18 protein-coding genes and 1 riboswitch are annotated in these 23,570 nt (G+C 47.5%); of the genes, 11 read left to right on the plus strand and 7 right to left on the minus strand.

All coding sequences use genetic code 11. From position 1 onward, the window contains the following. Positions 1–169 precede the first annotated feature (169 nt). The 3 genes from V3S16_RS17300 to V3S16_RS17310 all read left to right on the plus strand — a co-directional run bounded on the left by V3S16_RS17300 (position 170) and on the right by V3S16_RS17310 (position 4,627). Positions 170–2,473: an efflux RND transporter permease subunit gene (locus V3S16_RS17300; protein WP_413887223.1), complete on the plus strand. Its 2,304-nt coding sequence runs from the start codon at positions 170–172 to the stop codon at positions 2,471–2,473. Further along, complete coding sequence (locus tag V3S16_RS17305) at positions 2,470–3,321, plus strand: outer membrane lipoprotein-sorting protein (RefSeq protein ID WP_413887225.1); 852 nt, start codon at positions 2,470–2,472, stop codon at positions 3,319–3,321. The genes V3S16_RS17300 and V3S16_RS17305 overlap by 4 nt, the downstream gene beginning before the upstream one ends. Before the next feature lie 139 nt (positions 3,322–3,460). Beyond that, a complete protein-coding gene (locus V3S16_RS17310; protein ID WP_413887227.1) occupies positions 3,461–4,627 on the plus strand; it encodes a hypothetical protein in 1,167 nt (388 codons plus the stop codon). A gap of 91 nt (positions 4,628–4,718) precedes the next feature. Here V3S16_RS17310 and V3S16_RS17315 read toward each other — a convergent pair whose 3' ends face one another. From V3S16_RS17315 to V3S16_RS17345, 7 genes are all read right to left on the minus strand, one after another. Further along, a complete protein-coding gene (locus V3S16_RS17315) occupies positions 4,719–6,116 on the minus strand; it encodes a sodium:solute symporter family protein (RefSeq protein ID WP_413887229.1) in 1,398 nt (465 codons plus the stop codon). Between the two features lie 92 nt (positions 6,117–6,208). Beyond that, positions 6,209–6,889, minus strand: a complete 681-nt coding sequence (locus V3S16_RS17320) for a 2Fe-2S iron-sulfur cluster-binding protein (protein WP_413887231.1) — start codon at positions 6,887–6,889, stop codon at positions 6,209–6,211. Between the two features lie 2 nt (positions 6,890–6,891). Continuing rightward, positions 6,892–8,820, minus strand: coding sequence for an NADH-ubiquinone oxidoreductase-F iron-sulfur binding region domain-containing protein (locus tag V3S16_RS17325; protein ID WP_413887233.1), 1,929 nt, complete (start codon positions 8,818–8,820; stop codon positions 6,892–6,894). Further along, positions 8,817–9,347, minus strand: coding sequence for an NADH-quinone oxidoreductase subunit NuoE (nuoE, locus tag V3S16_RS17330; protein ID WP_413887235.1), 531 nt, complete (start codon positions 9,345–9,347; stop codon positions 8,817–8,819). Before nuoE ends, V3S16_RS17325 begins: the two co-directional genes overlap by 4 nt. Next, positions 9,347–10,696 carry an acetyl-CoA decarbonylase/synthase complex subunit gamma gene (gene acsC / locus V3S16_RS17335; protein ID WP_413887237.1) on the minus strand — a complete coding sequence of 450 codons (1,350 nt, stop codon included), beginning with the start codon at positions 10,694–10,696 and terminating at the stop codon, positions 9,347–9,349. Before acsC ends, nuoE begins: the two co-directional genes overlap by 1 nt. A gap of 74 nt (positions 10,697–10,770) precedes the next feature. Further along, positions 10,771–11,670 (minus strand): acetyl-CoA decarbonylase/synthase complex subunit delta, encoded by a 900-nt coding sequence (locus V3S16_RS17340; RefSeq protein WP_413887239.1) that lies wholly within the window; start codon positions 11,668–11,670, stop codon positions 10,771–10,773. A 270-nt stretch (positions 11,671–11,940) separates the two neighbouring features. Next, entirely contained in the window at positions 11,941–12,819 is an 879-nt protein-coding gene (locus V3S16_RS17345; RefSeq protein ID WP_413887241.1) for a dihydropteroate synthase, read from the minus strand. 1,111 nt (positions 12,820–13,930) lie between these two features. Between V3S16_RS17345 and V3S16_RS17350 the strand changes: the two genes are divergently transcribed. The 8 genes from V3S16_RS17350 to V3S16_RS17385 form a co-directional block, all read left to right on the plus strand. Then, a complete protein-coding gene (locus V3S16_RS17350; protein WP_413887243.1) occupies positions 13,931–14,509 on the plus strand; it encodes a hypothetical protein in 579 nt (192 codons plus the stop codon). 800 nt (positions 14,510–15,309) lie between these two features. Further along, complete coding sequence (locus V3S16_RS17355) at positions 15,310–16,050, plus strand: DUF1566 domain-containing protein (protein WP_413887245.1); 741 nt, start codon at positions 15,310–15,312, stop codon at positions 16,048–16,050. A 547-nt stretch (positions 16,051–16,597) separates the two neighbouring features. After that, positions 16,598–16,672: riboswitch (cyclic di-GMP riboswitch) on the plus strand. A 188-nt stretch (positions 16,673–16,860) separates the two neighbouring features. Next, complete coding sequence (locus V3S16_RS17360; RefSeq protein ID WP_413887247.1) at positions 16,861–17,829, plus strand: tetratricopeptide repeat protein; 969 nt, start codon at positions 16,861–16,863, stop codon at positions 17,827–17,829. Positions 17,830–18,000: 171 nt separating this feature from the next. Then, positions 18,001–18,723: a hypothetical protein gene (locus V3S16_RS17365; RefSeq protein WP_413887249.1), complete on the plus strand. Its 723-nt coding sequence runs from the start codon at positions 18,001–18,003 to the stop codon at positions 18,721–18,723. A gap of 784 nt (positions 18,724–19,507) precedes the next feature. After that, on the plus strand, positions 19,508–21,103 hold the full coding sequence (locus tag V3S16_RS17370) for a PAS domain S-box protein (RefSeq protein WP_413887251.1): 1,596 nt from the start codon (positions 19,508–19,510) through the stop codon (positions 21,101–21,103). After that, entirely contained in the window at positions 21,096–21,776 is a 681-nt protein-coding gene (locus V3S16_RS17375) for a response regulator (RefSeq protein ID WP_413887253.1), read from the plus strand. Before V3S16_RS17370 ends, V3S16_RS17375 begins: the two co-directional genes overlap by 8 nt. Positions 21,777–22,071: 295 nt before the next feature. Beyond that, a complete protein-coding gene (locus V3S16_RS17380; protein ID WP_413887255.1) occupies positions 22,072–23,118 on the plus strand; it encodes a uroporphyrinogen decarboxylase family protein in 1,047 nt (348 codons plus the stop codon). A 17-nt stretch (positions 23,119–23,135) separates the two neighbouring features. Further along, positions 23,136–23,570: B12-binding domain-containing protein (locus V3S16_RS17385; protein ID WP_413887256.1), on the plus strand; the 435-nt coding region annotated here is incomplete at its 3' end.

Raw genomic sequence — 23,570 nt, forward strand, 5'->3', positions numbered from 1 at the left:
GTAGGATCGTGCTTCTACGAGCCGGAGGCCTGAACGCTGAACCCTGAACCTCCAAACCCAGACCGACCGGATGTCCAATTTTTGTGCAATCCCGCAGTATATAAAGGTCTACGGTAATTTTTATCTGATGAATGACGAGGTCTGTACTCATGATAAAAGGAGGTCTTACATGCTTGAGCGGATGACAAAATTCTCCCTGGACCGCCCCAAGACGGTAATCGGGATAGTCTTGATAGTGACGGTGCTTTTCGGCCTTCAGTTCCCCCGGATCAGTATTGATACGGACCCGGAAAACATGCTGAAACCTGATCAACCCGACCGCGTCTTCTATAACCGCGTCAAGAAGGACTTCGGTATCCACGACCTGATCGTGGTTGGCATCGTTGATAAGGAGGGCATCTTTCGTCCGGAATCGTTAGAGCGGGTGGCAAGAGTTACATCGCAAATCCTCAAAATTAAAGGGGTTATTATCGAGGATGTGGTGAGCCTCACCACCACCGACAACATCAAGTCGTCCGGAGGGTTCCTCGATATCCATCCGGTGATGCGTGAAATTTCCCTCAGCTCCAAGGCCGTTGATCAGATCCGAGTTGATATTGCAGAAAACCCGTTTCTTCACGAGAAAATCGCCTCGGTTGATGGTACGGCCGTGGCCCTGTATATCCCTATTCAGAAAAAGGACATGAGCTACCGCATCGCCAAGCTAATCCGGGCCATTCTCCAACGCGAACTCCTTCCTGAGCAGACCTACCACCTGGCCGGGCTGCCGGTTGCGGAAGACACCTTCGGCCACGAGATGTTCATCCAGATGGCAGTGGTTGCACCCCTGGCCTTTATGGTCATTTTGATCCTGGTATTTCTGCTTTTCCGTAAACTAGCGTTTCTCCTCCCGGTAGGTATGGACGCCATGTTCGCCGTAATCTGGGCCATGGGGTTACTCATAGGTACGGGGAACACGGTTCACATCATGAGTTCCATGATTCCGGTCTTCCTCATGCCCATTGCGGTCATGGACGATGTTCATGTGCTGAGCGAATTCTTTGACAGATACAGGGTACTCGGTGACAAGCGTCGTGCTCTGCTGGAAGGAATGCAGCCGCTCTACCGGCCGATGCTCTTTACCTCACTGACGTCGGCCGCTGGCTTCGCATCCCTGGCACTGGCAGACATCCCGCCGGTGCGTGTGTTCGGACTTTTTGTGGCGTTTGGCATCATGGCTGCCTGGCTTTTTTCGATGACCATGGTGCCGGCGATAATCAGCCTTATGAGCGAGGAGAAGTTGAAAAAGATCCTTTCCGAGGAGGAGGGCAGATCTTCTATCCTCGACCGGGTTTTGAAACCCATTGGCCGGTTCGCCTTTTCCCGTGCCCGCACGGTTCTGATCTTTGCTCTCGTACTTGTAGCTGTCGGAATCACCGGTGTCATGCAAATCCGGATCAACGACAACCCGGTAAAATGGTTCCAAAAGGGGCACCCGATACGGGTGGCCGATAGCGTCATGAACCGTCTGTTCGGTGGGACCTATATGGCCTACTTAGTGGCTGAAGGGAAGGAACCAGGGTCAATCAAAAGGCCGGAAGTTGTTGATTATATCGGTCGAATACAGACGAGCCTGGAAAAAAGTCAGCTGGTAGGCAAGACTTCCTCGGTTGCGGATATCGTTAAACGGATCAATCTGGTACTGCATGACAACGACAAGGCCTTTGATAAAGTTCCGGACTCCAGCGAAGCCGTAGGGCAGTTTCTCTTTTTATTCCAGTCATCCGGAGATCCCAACGATCTGGATAACTTTGTGGATAGAGAAGCGCGCCGGGCCAATATCTGGATTCAGATGAAAGGCGGTGACAACCGGCAAATGAGCGCGGTTGAGTCTGATCTTGAAAATTTCATTAAGACAAACCCTCTGCCCGATGGTATTACCCTGCACTGGTCCGGTCCCACATACATCAACAAGGTGTGGCAGGATCTGATGGTATTCGGGATGCTTAAGGCGATTCTGGGCAGCTTCCTGGTGGTCTTTTTCTTAATGATGATCGGGTTTCGATCACTCACGCTGGGTTTGCTCTCGATGGTTCCTTTGTCCGTATCCATTCTTCTCTCTTACGGACTCATCGGATGGGTGGGCAAGGACTACGACATGCCGATCGCAGTCTGTTCTTCTCTTTCCCTTGGTTTGGGGATCGACTTCGCCATTCATTTCATCCAGAGATTCCAGGTGCATTATGCAAAAAGCGGGAATATCGATGAAACGAATCGCTACATGTTCGGTGAACCCGGCCGTGCCATCGCCCGCAATGCCATTGTAATCTCTTTGGGATTTCTACCCCTGGTCGCGTCATCCCTGACGCCGTATGTAACGGTGGGACTTTTCTTTGCTCTCCTTATGGCCTTTAGTACCATTTCAACCCTGTTTATACTCCCTGCGGCACTGCGTATCGTCGGACCGCGCATCTTGAACGGAGGTAAATCATGATACTGGTAATGAAGAAGGCCATCTTGGGTGTAATAGCATTGGTGATCCTGATTGTCGGCCAGGCCTTTTCCGAAGAAACAGCAGAGCAGAAAATGCCGCTGAGCGCAGTCCGGATCATCGAAAAGTCTCAGCAGGCCTTCTACTACCAGGGCGACGATATGAAAACCAATGTTACTATGGAACTCATTGCTAAAAGCGGCGGCCAGCGAACGCGGGTTATGAGCATGCTCCGGCGTAACGCAACAGAAGGAGGAAACCAGAAATATTTCATCTATTTCCACAAGCCCGGGGATGTGCGCAGGATGACCTTCATGGTCTGGAAATACCCCGGCAAGGAAGATGACCGCTGGATATTCGTCCCCGCCGTGGACCTGATAAAGCGCATCGCGGCCGATGACAAACGTTCCAGTTTCGTGGGATCGGATTTCACCTATGAGGATATATCAGGCCGCGATGTGGCCGCGGACACCCACAGCCTACTGCGTTCGGAAAAACTCGCAGGCCGGGACTTTTATGTGATTGAAAGCATCCCTCAAGAGCCCAGCGAGTACACAAAACGGCTCTCCTGGATCGACAAAAAGACTTTGCTTCCATTGAAGGAGGAATATTATGACGTTCAGAACGAGCTTTTTCGGGTATTCACAGCCGACAAGATTGAAAATATCAAAGTCGGTGAAGGGCTTGATGAAAATGTATTTCCAACGGTAACGCGCCGAACGATGAAAAACCTAAAGACCGGACACCGTACGGAAGTTGTTTACAGTTCAGTTTCATACAACCTGGGGCTGAAAGACAAAGATTTCAGCGAACGTCATATGCGGCGACCGCCGCGTTCATGGATCCGTTAAGTTGGGTAAATCTATGGCAATGAGGTTGGCCAAAGAGTACTCGTGGTTGCTAATATTGTTGGTTTTAATACAATTTCCATGTTTGGTCTGGGCCCAAAATGGGAACGATGAAAAAAACATCGAGATGCACGGATTCCTTATGGGGATCTATTCATTACGGACAACCGGTCAAAAACCGGGCGGGAAAGAGGGGCGTGATTTTCTTCTGGCGGAAGAAAGACTGCGTTTGGACATTTTCGGATGGACGGAATCCATCGAGGCTTCGGCCCGAGTCAAAGGGGATTTTCTTTTCGATCATGTGTCCGAGGAGTTTGATGTGGATCTGCGTGAAGCTTATCTGGATTATACGACAGCAAACTTCGACTTCCGCTTGGGCCGACAGATTGTCACCTGGGGCGTAGGGGATCTGCTCTTTATCAACGACGCTTTCCCGAAAGACTGGATCTCATTCTTCGCGGGACGGCCCCTTGAGTATCTCAAGATCGGAGTGGACGGTTTTCGCACACGATATTCTTCTGAGGCGGTCAATGCAGAGTTTTTAGTAATTCCGCGCTTTAAACCGGATAATCTCCCGACATCAGACCGTTTTTTCCTTTTTGATCCATTCGCTGATGTTCCATCACGTTTCGAGCAGGAACCTGAAAGCTCCTTTGAAAATACCGAACTGGCCTTGCGGCTCTACCGGAGGATCAAAAACTTTGACGTCTCGGCCCATGCATACAGAGGTTTTTGGAGAACACCGAGTATGCTTCCCGACAATTTTGCTGCACCGACTAAGGTAACGGCATTCTATCCCGACCTTTCCGTTTACGGACTGAGTGCCCAGGGAAGCGCCTGGGATGGTATTCTGAGTTTTGAGACCGGCTATTATCATTCGAGGCAAGATGAAGGTGGTAACGATCCCATCATCCCGAATTCCCAGGTCCGCTTTTTGGTCGGCTACCAGCGGCAGGTCTGGGAGGATTTCACCATAGGTCTCCAGTATTATGGCGAGATCATGGAGGACTATTCCGCCTACCGGAGCTCTCTTCTAACGGGCTTCCCTGCTCAGGAAGAATATCGGGATATCGTTTCACTACGGTTGGAGCAACTCATGCAGCACCAAACTCTGTTGCTATCATTGTTTACCTTTTATAGCCCGGTTGATAAAGATTACCTATTCCGGCCAAAGATTGCTTATAAAATACTCGACAATATGTCTTGCGCGCTGGGAGCCAATGTTTTCGGAGGTCGGAACAACACGACTTTTTTGGGGCAGTTTGACAAAAATGATAATATTTATCTGTGGGTTCGGTTTGATTTCTGACATATGCAAGCAGGAAAAGGAAAAATTGTTTATGAGCGAGCTCACCTAAAAGGCTCGCTCGACTAACCAACATCTAACACTCAGATCGGTACTAAGAATCGTCAATTTGTCTTCGAGATTGAAATGGATACGAGGACCATGGTAGCAACAAACCCAATCCGGTAAGCGCGTATGCGATAATCGTCGTGGAAAAGGCTGGGTGTACACCCCACAAGAAAGGTCTCTTGAGACTTAGAAGTATGCCCAAAATGGCCACCACCAGGATAATTGCAGAACCGATTCCCTTTTTCAGCTTACGCGGAGAGAACCACGCTACCAACAGGGGTCCAATGAAAAGCGCCCCGGGGGCAATGAAAAGCAGGACCAGCATTATAATTTCCTGCTGGGCCATCAATGCAAGCACCAAAGCAAGAACTCCATACAACAGAGAGGCAATCATTGAACAACCTAATACCCTCTGGTCAGATGCCCCAGGGTTGATGTGGCGTTGATAGATATCCCTTACAAACACGGTCGCTGAAGAATGAATCCAAGAGTCGGAGCATGACATACAGGCAGCGATCACCGCTGCCAGGAATATGCCCCCAATCACAGGGGGAAACACTGTGAGCATTAGTTTGGGGACTGCCATTGCGGGATTGATTCCCGGAAGAGTGATCCGGGCAATCAAACCGGCGAAGACGGCTAAAAAGCCGATGGGAAAGATAAGGAGGCCGGCGATTATTCCTGACCATTTAGCTGTTTCCGGGGTTTCAACAGATGCAGACTTTTGGAGCCACGGCTGGCTTATAAATCCAAACATTAATAACACCCCTAAATACGCGGTGAAACGAATGGGTCCTATGGCAGACCAGGAACTGTGACCCGGCGGAAGCTGAGCCAGCAAGGCTCCATAACCGCCGAACTTAATAACCGAAATGATCGCCATCAAGATCAGGCCCAGATAAATGAAGATCATCTGAAAGGCATCGGTAAAACCAATCGCCCACATGCCACCCATCACAACATAAGCAATGATGACAAATGCTGCAATGGTAATGGTCACACCCTGTGAGATGCCTGTCAGGGCTGATAAAATCATTCCCGCCACCAAAAATTGAGCCGCCGTTGGTGGGATAAAGATAATCATAGTTATGATTGCCACTATAAGTCTGGCGCTAGGACCATAGTAGTCCTCTAGCATTTCAGGAATGGTATATTTCTCGGTTTTTCGGAAACGAGCCGCAGCGATCCACATGCTGAGAAGCAAACAGAGCCCCAGCATCGTTGGATACAAAACCCCTGAAATTCCGACGGAGTAACCCAGTTCTGCAACTCCTACAGTGACCCCGGAGCCGACTAAGGTGGCGGCAATACTCAATGACGCCATCCACCCCGGCATCTTTCTTCCCGCCAGCGAATAATCTTCCGAGGTCTTGGTCCGAGCCCGGCCGTAAAACCCGAACATCATACACACGGCCAAATAAATGATTACGATTGTGATCGTCATATCAGCTACCCTCAATTAAGAAACGGTTTACGTTTGATGATCTCGTAAAAAGTCATGAATTCAACTATAGACGGCTAAAAATTAGCGTAATTTTAACCGACTTCAGCTGAACGATCATCGCATGCTAAAGGGCCCTGGGGCCGCAACGCAGCAGTCGGGCAGACGGCCGCACATTGTCCACAGGAAGGACACTTTTCCTCTACCAATGAGGCGTCTTGAGATAGGGTCAGTCTGGTTTTATTTCCCCGATAAGCAAAGTCTAAAAGCGGCTCTCCATGCAACTGACTGCACACCCAGACACATTTACCGCAAATAATGCACTGAATGGGATCATAGGTGATGTAAGGATTGGTTGTATCCAGGGGCAGAAACTCCGTGGGCAATTCCCTGAAGTCTTCAGGCCGCTTCAGCTTGACTTTGACTTTGGCCGCAAGTTTTTGCAGATCACATTTTTTGTTCTTCCAGCAGGCCCGGCAATCAAGGTTATGGTAGGCGATGAGCAATTTATAGGCAGTCCGCCGGACCCGTATGACTTCCGGAGTCTGGGTATGCACCTTCATGCCGTTTTGTACCGGCAGTGTACAGGCGGTCACCAAGCCCCTGCCTTCAACATGAACATAACACAGGCGGCACCCCCCATAGGGGAGCTCGGCCTCGGGGATGTAACAAAGGTTGGGGATGTAAATCTCGGCCGCCGATGCGGCCTCTAAAATCTTGGCCCCGGCCTTGGCTTTGACTGGTTTTTCGTCGATCGTCAATTCAACTTGCTGCATGCTTATTCATCCTTGTCGGCCGGCGCCTCACCGGATGGTATCTCACCGGGGGGCACCTCACTGATGGGTGAAATTTTGACCACCGCGTCATACTCGGGGGGACAGACTTCTAAACAATTCCCACATTTGACGCATTTTTCTTGATCAACTACCTTATAGCGCTGGGGGTGCTCGACAATGGCTTCGGTAGGACAAACGACGATACAGTGCTCGCACCCTCGGTAACATTTTTCCGGAATGATGTAATAGGTAATCAGGTCCCGACACACCAGTGCCGGGCAGCGTTTGTCCTGAATATGGGCTTCATACTCCGCTTTAAAATATCGGATGGTCGTCAGCACCGGGTTTGGGGCCGACTTGCCCAGGCCGCACAATGACCCGGCGATGATATCTTCACCCAAAGCGCCTAACTGTTCGATATCCTCAGATTTGCCCTTGCCGCCGACGATGTCCTCAAGGATGCTCAGCATCTGGGTCGTTCCCAGGCGACACGGGACACACTTGCCACACGATTCCTGCACGGTGAAGTCAAGAAAAAAACGGGCGGCGTCAACCATGCAGTTATCGTCGTCCATAATAATCATACCGCCGGATCCCATCATTGCGCCCGCTTCCAGAAGGGAATCAAAGTCGATGGGGGTATCCAGAAATGATTCCGGCAAACATCCCCCCGAAGGCCCCCCGATCTGCACCCCTTTAAATATTTTGCCGTCGGCTACACCTCCGCCGATATCATCCACAATCGTCCGCAGGGTCGTGCCCATGGGCACCTCCACCAATCCGACATTTTTCACCTTGCCTGCCAGAGCAAAAACGGCGGTGCCCTTGCTGCCGTCGGAGCCGATGTTCGCAAAGAATTCACTTCCCCGTTCAATGATCACGGGGATATAGGCGAAGGATTTGACGTTGTTGAGCTGGGTGGGTTTTTGTCGAAACCCCGATACGATGGACTGGGGGGGTCTGACCCGCGGAAAGCCTCTTTTGCCCTCGATGGAGTACATCAGGGCGCTGGATTCCCCGCAAATAAAGGCCCCGGCAGCTTGAAACACTTCGATGTCAAAGTTGAAGCCTGTTCCCAGAATATTGTCGCCCAACAACCCAAATTGCTTGGCTTGTTCAATTGCGGTTTTGAGCCGTTGCACCGCAAGGGGATACTCCATGCGGGTATAAATGTACCCTTGCGAAGATTTTAGAACAAACGCACAGATGATCATACCCTCCAAAACGGCATGGGGGTCACTCTCAAGGACAATCCTGTCCATGAAAGCGCCGGGGTCGCCTTCATCTGCGTTGCAGATGACATACTTGGGCGTATCGACAGACTTCAGACAAGCCTCCAGTTTTCTGCCGAAGGGAAACCCGGCCCCACCCCTGCCCCGCAATCCTGATTGCTTGATCTCCTCGACAATTTCCGTTGGATTCATTTCCAGGGCCTTGGTCAGGGCGCTGTAACCGCTCAGGGCAATGTAATGGTTGATGTTCTCCGGATCGATGAAACCGCAATTTCTAAGCAACAGCCTGAACTCATGTTCAGACCGGGGCAATTCGGGGATATGGGGTGGGGTATCATCATCGCCTCCCTCGAGGGTCCCCAGCGCCAGTTCCATGCAGGGGTCATCCTCCTTAAGATATCCTTCAACCAGACGCAAAACCACATCCGGCGTAACGTTGTTATAACAGATACGGGGATAATCAGGTTTGCTGATGATCACGAGGGGTTCGTAATTGCAATACCCCACCGAACCCGTCGGCACGATCTTGGCCTCAACCTTTAACCTGGCAAGCTCTTGCTCGAATTCCGCAATGACCTCCAGGGCGCCGGCAGCCCTGTCACTGGTTGCCGCACCAATCCGTATCACCGGAATTCCGTCCTGTTCCAGGGACTCCCATTCTGCGACGGCGTTCTGCTTGATTTCATCAAATGTCATCATAGTCTTTTATCTTCACCTTCCTCCTTGGCAGCTTCCGCTTCTTCCAGTTTAAGGTTGACCAGCACTTCGTCCACTTTGGTGGATGTCATTTTTGGAAAAATCTTATCAGCAATCACCATCACCGGAGCCAACCCGCAACAGCCGATGCAGGCGACTCTATCCAGACTGAACTGTTTGTCTGCGGTTATTCCGCCCACTTCAACCTCCAGCTCTCTTTCCAGGGCTTCCAGAACCAGCTCGCCGCCTACCATGTGACAGGCCGTTCCCATACACATCTGGACGGGATGTTTTCCAAGGGGGATGTACCGAAAATGATTATAGAACGAAGCCACACCATATATCTGAACATCGGTCATTCCCAAATAAGACCCGATTTCGCTCATGACCAGCTTGGGAAGATATCCGAAGCTCTCCTGCACCTTTTGGAGAATGGGGATGAGCTGGCTTCGGTCCGGCTCACATTGCGCCAGTATTTCAGCAAGTCTTGCTTTAATTTGTTGTTCTTCGACTGCGGCCAGCTCTTCCATTATGCCGTCCACTCCTCAGATAAAAATTTGGGAATATCGCTTCCTTCCAGGGGACCCAGAATAATTTCCCAACCGGGAAGATCCTCCTCCAACTCGGCCACCAGCTTTTTGGCCACACCCGGAATGATAAGCTTTCTGTGTTTCACTTTGTCTGGCATGCCGTATTTCTCAAAAAATTCAGCAATCGCCTCCCCGTTGAACTTACCGGAGGTCCAGGCCGCCATAACTCCCAGCCCTTCGGTGCCTTTGATGCATAAATAGGCCGGCATATTAGTCTCCTCGATGGCCGCAGACACAATAAAATAATCCAGGGCATAATTGGTGGTGATCAGGATTGGAGATTTCTCATCAGGGTTGCCGATCTCGTACACCTTTTCTTCGACGGTCATCGGTCTCCTGGGATCACTGTAGATATTAAACCTGTGTACCAGCAACGGCAAAATAAAGTGCTCATCCGCTTGAGACACCACCACGATGCCGGCATATTTGGTCATGAGTGCGGCGGCGGCCACCGTCTCCTTGAATTTATCCGGGTACATGAAGCAGGGAAAGGCAATGGTCGGATATCCGAGGGGTCTGAAACCCTTTTTCAAAGCAGCCCTTCTGATGAGGGTTTGGTTTTGAATACCTTCCACCATATTTTTTGAGCCGGGATCCAAAACCATGTTTTCGATTCCGGCATCTTTCAAATCCGATGTCACGGATACGAGCGCTTCGATGCTTGCCCCCCTGACGCCTGCCGGAACACCAAATTCTTTGAGTTTGGGGACAGCGGCACTCATATTCTCATTGGTTATGGGGTACACGAGTGGTTTTCTGTCCGCACACAGGGCGGCGGCGGAAAACAAGACATCGGTATCCTCTGAGATTAGGATCAGCGCAAACTCCGTGGTTTCATAAGCCTTTTTGACCAAGGCCTCGAATTTGTCCTTATCGCCGGATTCAAAGCAAAGCGCCAGCAGATTGATCGAGAGCTTTTGTCCGATTCTTTCAAAATCAAAGGCGTTGATGCGCTTTAGCTTTTCTTCAATTTCCGATTCGACTCCCTTATCTGAGATCAAGATGGCGATGCCGGGTTCGTGAAAGAAGGTCTTCTCATGCCGGAACATGACTTCTTCTTCACCAATGGACAGCGCATTTTCGCCGGTTCCGATGGTCACCAGCTTTATGGGAGGGGCCATTGCGGCCTCCAGTTGTGCCTTAACTTCCGGATCGAGATAAGGGCAATCCTCGAGTTTAGCGCCCCCGGCAACCAACTTCATGGCAAACGCAAAGCAGGTTGCATAACCGCATTCTTTGCAGTTGGTTTTGGGCAACATTTTCATTATTTCCGCTCCTTTGAGCGCCATAACAAACCTCCTATTTCTTCATGAAGTGAGCAAAATATCACGTTCGGGGCTTGGCCCCAATGGGAATGGTGCCGTTAAACGACCATCTCTTTAATCAATTTGAGTGCCTCCGGATGCCTGAAGATCAGGAGATTGGCTCCGGCCAAAAGGAACGAGATCGCGGTTGTGGCCTCCCAGAGGATGCCTTGTTCTCGATTCTCTTTGGCCTCTTTGGTTCTCCAGCAATCTCCTCCGAAATCACAAATGATGGGCATCTGCATCATTTTGTCCTTATCGGCAAGGCCGAATTGCTTGATCTCTTCAATGATCGAAAATGTATATTCGAGTCCATAACCCAGGGCTGAAGCGGTAGGATCAACAACAATCTTTTCCGGTGGGAAAAACTTGCAAAGGACGATATTCAATTCTTTGGTTAGATTGGCATCCATAGACGCCTGCGCCACGATGGCGTGACCGTGTTCCAGTGCAGCTTGGGCAATCTTTTCATAATTCCCCTTGGACACAGGGCTCAGAAGTAAATTTTTTCCAGCGCATACCCGGGCAACTTCCGTTAACACCTGTGCGTCCTTTTCATCCATATTCGTCCCCCATACAATCAGCGGGACATCCACGGCATCTGCCACTTTTTTTGTAATCTCGGCCGCCGCTTGCGGTGATCCGTCCTTGCCCAGGGGATCGGTGCTCACAAGCCGAAGGCAAAGCATCTCGGCCCCGAATACCTCTACACATTTCCTGGCCCAGTTGACAGGGTCGGAGACGACATCTTCAAATGGTTCCAAAACCGACGGGGCCCAATTCTCCGGTTCTGTGTCCAGAATTTCCAGAGCAAGTCCCGGCGGATTCGGAAGTGTCCCTTCAAAAGAATGGAAAGGCAACGTGTTTTCTCCCCCTATTTTGAGGGCCTTTTCCCCGTGTCCCAAAACGGCTTCTCTGATGTTTTCAGAGATTTTCTCCAGCGGTGGCTCATATTTCATATTATCTGTCTCCTTTTAGACTTCGTATGCGTTCACAGGTTCATCGTTCAACGTTCAGGGTTACCTTTCTGTTGGGTTCACAGAATCAGAGATCACCACTGCCCGACCGACGGCAGGTGAGGTTTAGGGTTGTCTCTTTCATGCGTTCACAGGCTTCCCGCCACTGGTGGGATTTAACGTTGTCTTTATTCGTTGAACCCTGGTCGCCTACGGCGCCGCCAAAGGCGGGTAAACCTCTGAACTCTGAACCTTTGAACCCGTGAACGGTTACTAGACTTCTAACCAGGAATGTGAATACAGAGACTTTCCCATGAGAACTTGAGCCGTTTTGACGTACTCAAGCTCCTTTTGAGGAAGTGCGGAGATATCCATATCTTCTTCATCCATGGCGCGATGAATGAGCTCAACAATTTCCGGCACCTCTCCCCGGATGAGACGAATAAGCTCCTGGTCGAAGCCACTGACAATGGTGGAATGCTGGTTATATCTGCCGATCATCACCAGGAAAGTACGATTGAGCAGACTTTTGAGTTCCTTGGGGGCACCATAGGATAAATTGGACAATCCACATGTGGATTTGGCTCCCGGCAGCAAATCCGGCAGCATCTGTATGAATTCAAGATATGCTGTTACCTGGCGTTGATCCACTCCTATCGGCAGCAAAACAGCGTCCACCCAGATGTCCTCATTGGGAATTCCCAATTCATTTGCAACGGCCGCCGACTCCATAATACTGGCTGCGCGTTCATCTGCATCGGCCGGCAATCCGGCATCGTTTATAACGGAGAGTACCACATCGGCCGAATATTTGGCTGCCAGCGGCAACATGGTTTCCATGCTTTCGGTGGCGCCGGATGCGGAATTGATGAGGGCCTTTTTTTGGCAAAACTTAAGGCCGGCCTCCATGGCTACCGGATTGGTGGTATCCAAACACAAGGGTAAATCGGTAACCTCTTGGACCGTATTAATGATCCATTCCATGGTCCCTTCCGGATCCTTTTTTACGGGCCCCACATTCACGTCCAGGTAGTCCATGCCGTTCTTCGTCTGTTGAGCGACACATTCCTGGACCGGCCCCGGCTCCTGCTCCTTTATGACGCGCGCGAAATCTCCGGACATAACATTTAAGTCTTCACCAATAAGAATCATGATTCATCCTCTCTTTTTTTATATGATTGACGAATTCGTTTTAGGCATATGCAATGCGCATATCCGGTCACCAACTTCTTGATCGGTATGCGCTGGATTATACCCTTAAACTCATTCTTAACACCAAGCGTATCGATGATATTTTAGACTTTTTATACCATATTTAGTGGGATGGCTATCGTCCGGGGGATGATTTTTTAAGGCATAATGGACTATTTTAATGGATTTCCGGCGAGATTTGAGCCTGGAAATAAGCAGGGGGGAATTGCGCCGCTGCAAGGTATCTGGAATCTGTTGCACATATGCTGTGACACATATCCTGCATGCACTTATGATGTGTAAAAATAGCTGAGGAGGTGTCATATGTCCAATATAACCATAGCACTGACTTTTCTGGCACAGCAGCGCGCAATTAACGATTGTAGACTCAAAATATGAGCGGTTCTTGTGCTGAACTAAGAACATCCGCTTACGGGCCAGATCACGCACAGGACGACCCTTTTTGGGGTAAATATATTGTTTTTCTCACCTGTACGCAACCTCGACTTGTTCTGACTGCACGCTTTGGCTAGTAGTCTACAGGCTGGGTTTAGGGCTTATGCATTAAACCTTAAATCGATAAAGTTCAAGATTTGAAACGGAAATCGCAAACGAAATTGAACGGTAGGCCGTAGTTGATTAAGGCAATCTTGCATTTCCGCTATTCTTATAACGATCTATATGTTGTGTCCTACCCAAAGTCTCTCCATAAATTTCCATGGAACCTGTCAAGTCCACTTGCTATTTCCTTGGATGGATAGAGGCTGGCGCACAGCGCATATTCAGCCATAAATAGCTGGCAGTCCCACTATTATACCCACTAATTTTTTCCCGCCATATTGTTACCGGAATTACACAAAAATTACGCGCTGAAATTCAAAACCCACAGTTTATTTCTAATAAATAAATCAATTAGTTAATATGGTTAAAAGTAAGCAAGGCACCTGATTGTCAAGCGCTCATAAGGTGTTTTTATATTTCTTGATCAACCATCATAAATATTGCTTGCTTTTTCGGTCTATTTTGTATTTACTACTATAAGCGAGAGCAACAAACAATAAGAAGGAGAATCGTGATAATAGGAAAAGAAATAATTGAGATGTTTGGACAAAAGCTCCATAAAGACACCGGGCTTCAGGAGAAAGTACGAGAAGCGAGCTTTCTGGAGGCCGGGGAACGCCTTGCGGCGGGGAGCTTTCTTGAAAGAAGAAAACAAGATCGATTTAAAGTCAGAGGCGGTGCATTTGTATCCATTAAGTCTGACCATTGCGCCAAAATAGGTCCAATCCAAGACATTAGCAGAGATGGTTTTGCATTTATGTATGTAAACAAAGAAGATCAAATATACGGGCCATTGGAAGTTGACATATTTTATTCTGGATCAGGTATTTATATGCAGAAGCTAAAGTCTAAAACCATTTCAGATTTCAAAATTGATAAGAAAGCCCCGAGCAGTTCTTTAGCAATAAGGCAATGTTGTGTGCAATTTTGTGAACTTGCGGAAGATCAGATTTCACATCTGGAGGATTTCATTCAGAAATACGTTGATAGACGCTCTGGTAAAGACCGCCGTCAGTTCAGTGATCCCAACGACAGCGGTCCTGAAAGAAGAAATGGAATCGAGAGAAGAACAAGCTCGCTATTGAGTTGATATTTTCCTTTTAATTTAAGCTAAGCGAAAAGAAGCAGGGTCGTAAATGGTTCTGCTTTTTTATTAAATTACTTTGAAATTCTCAGCCATGGGATCTGCCTATGAACATAACCACTACGAAGGTATTAACTCAAGTTTTATTTCTTCGCCCAAACGTATTAATCAGGATGCGGTTTAGGAGGCCTAAATTATGCCGTTGCTTATGGGGCACAACCGAACAGGAAAAGGCAGGGTTAACCGCTCTGCCTTTCTTTTTTGATGCCATATCTTGTGTCCCGGCCTATGCATCGAAAATGCAAGATTCCTTTCATCAATTGTATTACAGTAAGAGATACAATTTCAAGATAACATATACCAATCATAACCTTTAACGATCTCAAAAAATTCAAACCTAAGATACGAAATCTGAACACTTCGGCTATGGACCGGCACTAATACGGATTTTCAGGCGGTGAAGAACTTCGATATCAATGTTGAAACCGGGATATGGCAAGATACCAGCCCTGGTTTTCTGATTGCTGGGATTTAAGCCCGTTCATTTTTGACAATACGGATCAATTTTGGTAGACATAAACAATGGCATAATCAAGGCGCATTTTTTATAACCAGCTGCACTTGTGACGGTTCTGGCAAGTAGTCTACAGCCCGAGTTTATGATTCGTGCATTAAACCTTAAATCGGTAAAGTTCAAGATTTGAAACGGTAATCGCAAACGGAATTGAACGGTATGCTGTAGCTGATTCAGGCAATCATGCATTCGAGTTATCACTCAAATTGAAAAGTCTGAGAGGAAATGTTCTATGTTAAAAATGATCTATATAGTGTTAATTGCATTACTAATAGCTCCTTGCATATCTATTGCAGGAACGATTGATGTTAACATTAAAGGCGTCGATGATGGCGTGAAAACAACAAAACAACAGGATTATAAAGAAGCTGTATTATTTGCAAAACATGAAGCCATTGAACGTGCTGGAGTGAAAGTAAAGGCATTAACAACGGCAAAGGATTTTGTTGTACAGTCAGATTATATTGAATCCCAAGCTGAAGCGGTATTGTTGCCGGGATATAATGTTGTTGATGTTGGTTATCAGACAGATGGCACTTATTTAGTTATACTCATAGGAAAAGTTAAGACAAGTACTCCCGATTTAAACTCCAAAGTGGTAGGCCGGGATGCTACCTTTATTAAGTATTCCGATGGAGTTGTTTACGACAAAAAAACGGGACTTGAATGGTATACAGGGCCTGGCACGGCAACAAGTTGGAACAGGGCTAAACAATGGATAAAAAGACTGCAAGTAGCTGGCGGTGGCTGGCGGATGCCTACAAGAGAGGAACTTGAAACCCTTTATGGAAAAGATGTTGGAACGCGCAACATGACGCCTTTATTAAAAAACACTGGATGGTATGTGTGGTCTGGTGAAACCAAGGGTTCGTCGTCGGCCTGGAACTTCTACTTCCGCTACGGCTACGAGACCTGGCGCGCCCGCGGCGCCTCCCCCAGCTTCCGGGGTTTTGCGGTGCGTTCCCGAAGATAGATTATTTGGTTATTTGAACATTTGATTATTCAGAGGGTACAGAGGATATATCCCCCTGTCTGAGACAAATTTTGTAAATTCCCTTCTTCTTTACTTGAAGATTCCTTGAGCCTACTAAAAGTCACACCCCCCCAAATACAAGATTTACAAACCCAATCTTCAATGATATTAATCTGATGTTGTCTATCGATAAGGCAAGACATCCTCACTTTTAAATAGTTTATCTCCCTCCTTGAAATATTAACATCCATAAGGGCAATACAATATTTTATATTTGCCACCCCAAATCATGCATTAATTTCATCCCAATCACAACCTTTGAATATTCATAAAACCAATAAGATCATGGTTTTTCGTATCCCTGTACGAAAGAAATGTATGAAAAATCATACAGCCGTATACTTTTGTATACGGTTTTTATGGTTTGAACCCTCTGAGCCTGTTTCCGTGACATTCGATATTTTTAAATAAATCTCAGGGCTACTGGGTATTCTCTGGTTTTCGCTTAGCCTGGCATGTTATTTGCTTTCTAAATATTAAGATTGAAGCTCGAAAAAGGCAAACCTCTCGAAAGAGTGGGACGCAAAGCTTCCGACCCGGTAATGATGGGTAGGCTTGTGCGATGGGGGATTGTAGGGCGATAAAATTGTTAAAGGAAAACGGGTTTTGCCAGTAGCCAATGATCTTTCATTGTATCATAAACTTGTTTCATTAGCATTGCCCAATTCACGATACAGGTATCTAGTAGGTTATCGGTCATATAAATATTTTATACTAGCTTAAAATTTTTAATGATTAAAGGGAGGAGCTATGCAACGCAAACAGCTGTTGATCTTACTGATTTTGGTGCTTGTGGCAAATGGCTGCGGTGTTAAACAAATAGTTAAGGGTGAGTATTATCTTTCGGAAAAAAAATACAAACAAGGAATCCTTGCTTTTCAGAATGACCTTAAAAAACAACCAAGCAGGCCCCAAGTTCACTTCTATTTGGGAAGGCTCTATCTGGCGGATAATAATCCTAAAGATGGTTTAACCCATATTAAAAGGGCGGCAGAGCTTGATCCCTCCAAGGCAGACTATTTATTCTGGCTCGGCGTGGCCTATTCCGGGAATAAACAGGGTGACATGGAACACAAGAGTTACGAGAAAGCGCTAACATTAGATCCCAATCACCTGCAAAGTCGGATTTATCTGGCGCATACTCAACTGGAAAGAAAACTGTACAATGAGGCGCTGGCAAATTACAACTTCGTGCTTAAAAAATGGCCTGACGAACCTGCTTCCCTGTACAACCGTGCATTAATTATAAATAAATTACGCAGAACAAAAGAAGAAAAACTGGCATGGAAAGAATATTTGGACTTTTACGGAGCGGGCCCCATGGCCAGGCGTGCCGTTGAACACTTGAACAGTCTGGGTGATTTCTCTTATCGCAATCACATGATTGGTCTACGCACTATCACCATGAGAAAAATCCAATTTAAGCCCGTCGCGACAAAACTGACAGCTGATTCAAAAGAATCTCTATATTTTTTTGGAGAGGTCCTCACTAATGCGAAAAACGTCTCCATTCATATCGTTGTTTACCAAAAAAATAACAAAAAACTGGCCGAACAAAGGGCCAAGAGCATCAAAAAGTTCCTGCTCGATTATTTTACAACATTGACATCGGCCAGACTTAAAGTAGCCTGGTTTGGCGCTTCAGAAACAATTAAAGTCGGGAAAAAACGATTTCAGGAGAACGAATCGGTTAATTTTATAACCGCCTCCATAAAATAAATAGGCGGTATTTTATTATTATTTTTAATACCCCGTCCGCTTGCGGCGGGGAGATTCATTTGTTTTTAACTTTCTAAACAATGTTATGACTGGGTGAAAAACTGATTTTTACATCAAAAGTTGAGTTTTATAACAGAAATAAACGCAAACTAGTGCAAGGAGGTTACTGCTATGAACGTCATAAAAAGTTGGAGAGTTTTTTTTGCCATAGCCTTACTGGCTGCTGCGGCCTATATCTTCAATCCCGCATACATCATGGCCCAGGAAGAAGGATCAGATACTGGCACCGAGTCTTCGGATACATCTGATCAAGAGGGCGATGTCGATGCGGAAGAATCGAGCTTCTCAAATTCTGCCCAGGCAGCACATGCCGAAGGCTTGGCCGAAGCATCAGCAGCCAAAGCGGTAGCTGAAATTGAGGCTGCACAGCAAAACGTGGCAGAAGCTGAACAAACGTCAGCCGAAGCTCAGACTGAAGCAGAAAAAGAGGCAGCACAGGCTGCCCTGGATGCGGCGAAGGAAAGCCTTGACGCCGCAGTTGCAGGTTCCGCAGGCGTCAGCGCTGACGATATTGCCGGAATGCGTGAGGCTGGTATGGGCTGGGGACAAATTGCCAATGAATTAGGGATTCATCCCGGTGCTTTGGGTCTGGGACACGCAAAGAAGGAAAAAGAGATGAGTAAGGCCACAGCTAGGGATATGAAGAGTGGCCAAGGCAAAGGGCACGGATCCAAGGCCGAAGGTAAAGGCTCAGGTTTGGGACGTGCTAAAGGCAAGGAAGGGGTCGGAAAAGGGGCCGATGGCAAAGGTGGCGGCAAAGGCAGCAGCGGAAAGGGCGGTAAAGGCGGCGGCAAAGGCGGTGGCGGTGGTGGAAAGGGCGGTGGCAAAAAGTAAGCTAGAAGTAACCGCTCTATCTGAATTACGCTACAGTAACTGACCTTCCAAAACAATGAATAATAAAAGAAGGGCTTAAGCAATAACGCTTAAGCCCTTCTCCATTGAATTTTTCAGACCCCAAAAAAAATTAACAATCCGATATGTATGGGTAAAAGCTAGCATGTGCATATATCTGCTATATATTTTGAATCTGAAAGCGCTCCCAGGGATTGTGATATCGCAACCGCTAATTCCTCCCCTGAATATTTAAGATTACGACCACAATTCATTAATTTTTCTGGTACCCAGATGTTCAAGTATACGATACGTTGTCGTTACCCAAACCATCATACAAATTGAATAGTATTAAAGGAAATATTCTATGCTTAGAGAAGCCAGCCTTTTACTACTCGCAATGTTCACTAAGAACCAGATCATGATGCAGGCCCTCATCTTAAGGCCTGTTGAAGCCGGTGGATGCATTTAGTTGTCGGTACCGCTTCCATAAATGCCGATATAAGATCTTAAGTTTCCTGCTAATTGTGCTGATAATATAAATTAGGCATGTATCAAGCTGCCGCTGTCTTTCCCATCCTTGACATTTTTTGAAAAGTCATATATTTATAGTAATTTATGTTAATTGCATAGCCCCTTTCAACTTGCATGGTGCCTCAGCAATCCGAGTTGTTATCCTCCGTTCAGATGGTAAAAGCGGCTACCATATATGGCCCCATGCAAAAAATCCGGAAGGTTTTTTATGGGCGACACATATCAAACTAACAATACTCATGGAGCGCGCATATTGAAGTATAACAAACTGCAAGAAAGTCTGAAGGAATCCGAGCGCAGGTATCGCTGTATCTTTGAAGGCTCAAGGGACATGATTTTCATCACGCTTAAGGACGGTTCCTTCGAAGATGTAAACCAGGCCGCTGTTGACCTTCTGGGATACAGCAGCAAAGAAGATTTGTTGTCAGTGGGCTTAGCGGAAAAGGTATACCATAATACCATGCATTGGAAGGTGTTCCAAAGACAGATCGATCGCGACGGATTTGTGAAGGACTTTGAGGCCAAATTTAAAAAAAGGGACGGCAGCCTCCTTCACTGCCTGCTCAGCGGCAATGCCGTTTGGGGCAATGACGGAGAAATCATCGGCTATCAGGGCATTGCCAAGGATATCACGGCCCGTATGGATGCCATTCGGAATTTCCGACAACGGCACCGTGAATTGTGGGTTTTAAGCTCCGTGGCCTTTGCCATGAACAGGACCCATGATCTGGATGCTGTGCTCGAGATCGCATTAAAAAAGGCGCTGGAGGTGCTTGATCTCCCCGCCGGCGCTATTTTCTTAATCGATCACGATAAATCCGCCTTTGTTCTTAAGAGCAAGCACGGACTGCCGGCGAATATCACCGGAAAAGCCGGCCGGATCAAGCTTCATGATATAGCCCTGATGAGTTCCTTGCTCAAGAAAGGCCTCGTTTTGACTCCCGAACCCATATTTCCACCTTTCAGAGCCGTGCTGAAGAGCCGCAACAATAAGCGGTCGATCGAGCTTACCTGTTTTTTGATCACAGCAAAGGAAAAGGCTTCCGGATTCCTTGCATTGGACGTTCCACCGGATAAAGACATTACAAGGGGACAGGATTTTCACCTATTGGGCTCACTTGGGAATTTTCTGGGCGGTGCCATTGAAAATGCAAACCTGCTTGAGACGATTCATCGGCATCGAGAAGAACTCAAGGGATTGACTGCCCGGCTGTTCCACTCCCAGGAATCAGAACGCAAGCGCATCGCACGAGAACTGCATGATGAAGCCGGCCAAGCCCTTACCGGGATTAATTTCACCATGGAAACCATTGCGAAAGAACTGCATCCGGAACTAAGTCACATAAAAGACCATATCCTCGACGTTAAAAAGCAAATCAACCGTACCTACCACGAATTGCGTCGTATAGCTTACCGGCTGCACCCGGCCATATTAAGCGACCTTGGACTGGAGCCGGCGCTGGACACATATTTGACAGACATTTCCAAGCACCATGATTTAAAGGTCGATTTTAAAATGGTGGGATTTGAGGAGCGGGTGGATCCCGCCATTGAGAGCATGCTGTACCGCATCTCCCAGGAGGCCCTCACCAATACCCTGAAGCATGCGGATGCCAAACTTTTTAAACTCTCCATCATAAAGGGTTACCCCCGGATCATTTTTTTGGCGGAAGATGACGGGGTCGGCTTTGATTCCAATGACTTTAACGGCCATAAACAGGCTTTGGGTTTGCTGTCCATGAGAGAAAGAGCTGCTATGTTGGGGGGCAAATTCTCTCTGCGCACATCCAAAGGCAACGGCACCCGAATCCGGGTTGAAATTCCCGTAAAAAACAGTTCATATGACTGATCGAACCATCACCATTTTTCTGGCGGACGATCACACCATCGTTCGACAAGGGCTGGCCAAGTTGTTAGCGGCAGAGCCCAATCTCCGGGTCATCGGAGAGGCGCAAAACGGCCGAGAAGCCGTTAAGAAAGTGCAGGTGCTAAAACCGGATTTGGTAATCATGGATATTGCAATGCCTTTGCTAAACGGCATTGAAGCCACCCGGCAAATTAAAAAACTAGCTCCCCAAACCAAAGTCATCATCCTTTCCATGCACTCTCACGATCGTTACATCATCGAACTTATCAGCCTGGGCGCTTCGGGCTATTTGCTCAAGGATTCAACCGGCGCGGAAATTGTCAAGGCCATATCGGCTGCGATGAAAGGGGATGTCTACTTGAGCCCCTCGATATCGCGAAGAGTCGTTGAAGATTACCTTACTTTGAAGAAAAAGTCCTCTTGGGAAGATCTGTACACCAAACTTTCCAACCGGGAGCGCGAGGTGTTTCAGATGATCACAGAGGGTCACTCGACCAAGGAAATTTCAGGTATTCTTTGCATAAGTCCAAGCACGGTCAAAACCCACCGTGCGAACATAATGGAAAAGCTGCAGATAAACAATATTTCCCATTTGATTCAATTTGCTATTCGTCTTGGGATTATAGATGTTCAGTCTCCAGATATCGATTTCTGAAGAATCATAAAACATATTCCATGATCTAATGAAAAAATAGTCCCATATTCTTTAAAAAATCATCCATGGGACTATAGCCATCTTACAAGCATTGTTTAATAATCTTCAGTAGTTTTTGTCGTACAAAACATTATTTCATCCACGCTGAAATCGGGATTTAGGACATCCCATTGCCCAGCATTCCATCAGAGAGCGAAGCGAACCAGGGCCCATCCGGAAATAGATTTTGGGCACTTGGCCAACGGAGGTTGTACATGTTTAAATTTGAAACTGAACAAATAGAAAGGAGTGTTATATGGCAGAGCTAACTCCCAAAGAGCGAGTAACCCGCCTTTTCAAGCGGGAACCCGTCGATACGATGCCCTGTTTCAGCGGCATGGGTATGGTCAACATTCAAGTCATCAATGAGATGGGCATACGATTTGCAGAAGTTCACACATCGGCTGAATATCTCGCCCGATCGGCCAGGCTTACGGCCGAGATGTTCGGTTTTGACGCCGCCGTTGTCCCCTACGACATGTGCACCGTGCCTGAAGCCTTGGGTCGCGGTGCTAGTCTGTACGCGGATTCGGATGACATTCTTTATCCTACGGTGCCCACTAAGTGGGAAAAGCTGGATGATGTTGAAATTCCCGAAGATTTCTTAAGCAGAGGGCGCCTGCCCCTGGTGGATGAAGCCTTTAATATTTTATTGTCCGAGACCGGCGATCATCTTGTCCTGGGCGCATGGGTATTGGGACCTTTTACTATGGCCGGACAAATTGTTGAATTAAACCCGTTGCTTAAAGGTGTTAGAAAAGACAAAGAAGGAACCGAAGCGTTTCTTGTTAAAATGACCGACCTGGTCATCAAAGTGGCCCAACATTACCAGGCGCTCGGGGTAGATTACATCAACATTCGGGAAATGGGCACCGGATCAGATCTTCTATCGCCGCGGGTCTGGGAAACTCTCATTCAGCCAAATCTCAAAAGGATATTCAATGCTATTGAGATCCCCACGGTCAATCATATTTGCGGATCTACCGACCTGATAATAGAGATGATGAACGCCTGCGAGGCCGACGCCATTAGCGTGGATCAGAAAAACAACCTGGCTGAGTCCCGGAAAAAATTGGGCGATGACGTGCTGCTGTTTGGAAATTTTGACCCGTACGGCACCCTGGTTACCGGTGATGTTTCCGAAGTGGGTCCTGTGATGAAAAAATGCATCGACGACGGTGCTGACGCGGTATGGCCGGGTTGTGATATCTGGCCGGATGCAAAAAAGGAAAATGTAGAGGCCTATGTAAAGACGGTTCGGGAATACGGTAGGCAGGCTTCCCCTGCCGTTGGAAGACTATAATTAATGAAGGAGGAAAAATGGAACCTGAAAGAAAAGAAGAAATCCTTAAAAAACTGGCCGAGGCGGTTGTGGAATTCGATGAGGACATGGCCAAGGAATTTTCCCAAATTGCCATAGACGAGGGCCTTAATGCTTTTGAAGCCATCATGTACGGCATGGCGGCGGGAATGGAAACCGTCGGAAATCTTTATGATCAGCAGGAGTATTTTGTTCCCGAACTGCTCATGGCTGCCGATGCCATGTATGTAGGATTGGATATTCTCAAGCCCCATATTAGAAAAGAAGATGTGAAAAATATGGGACAGGTTGTCATCGGCACGGTTCAAGGCGATGTGCATGATATCGGAAAAAACATAATTAAGCTGATGTTTGAGGTGGGCGGTTTTGAGGTGCATGATCTCGGGCGGGATGTCCCTTTGGAAAAATTTGTGGAAGAACAACTTAAAACCGAC

It is taken from the genome of Candidatus Desulfatibia sp., assembly GCF_036446775.1.
Taxonomy (GTDB): domain Bacteria; phylum Desulfobacterota; class Desulfobacteria; order Desulfobacterales; family UBA11574; genus Desulfatibia_A.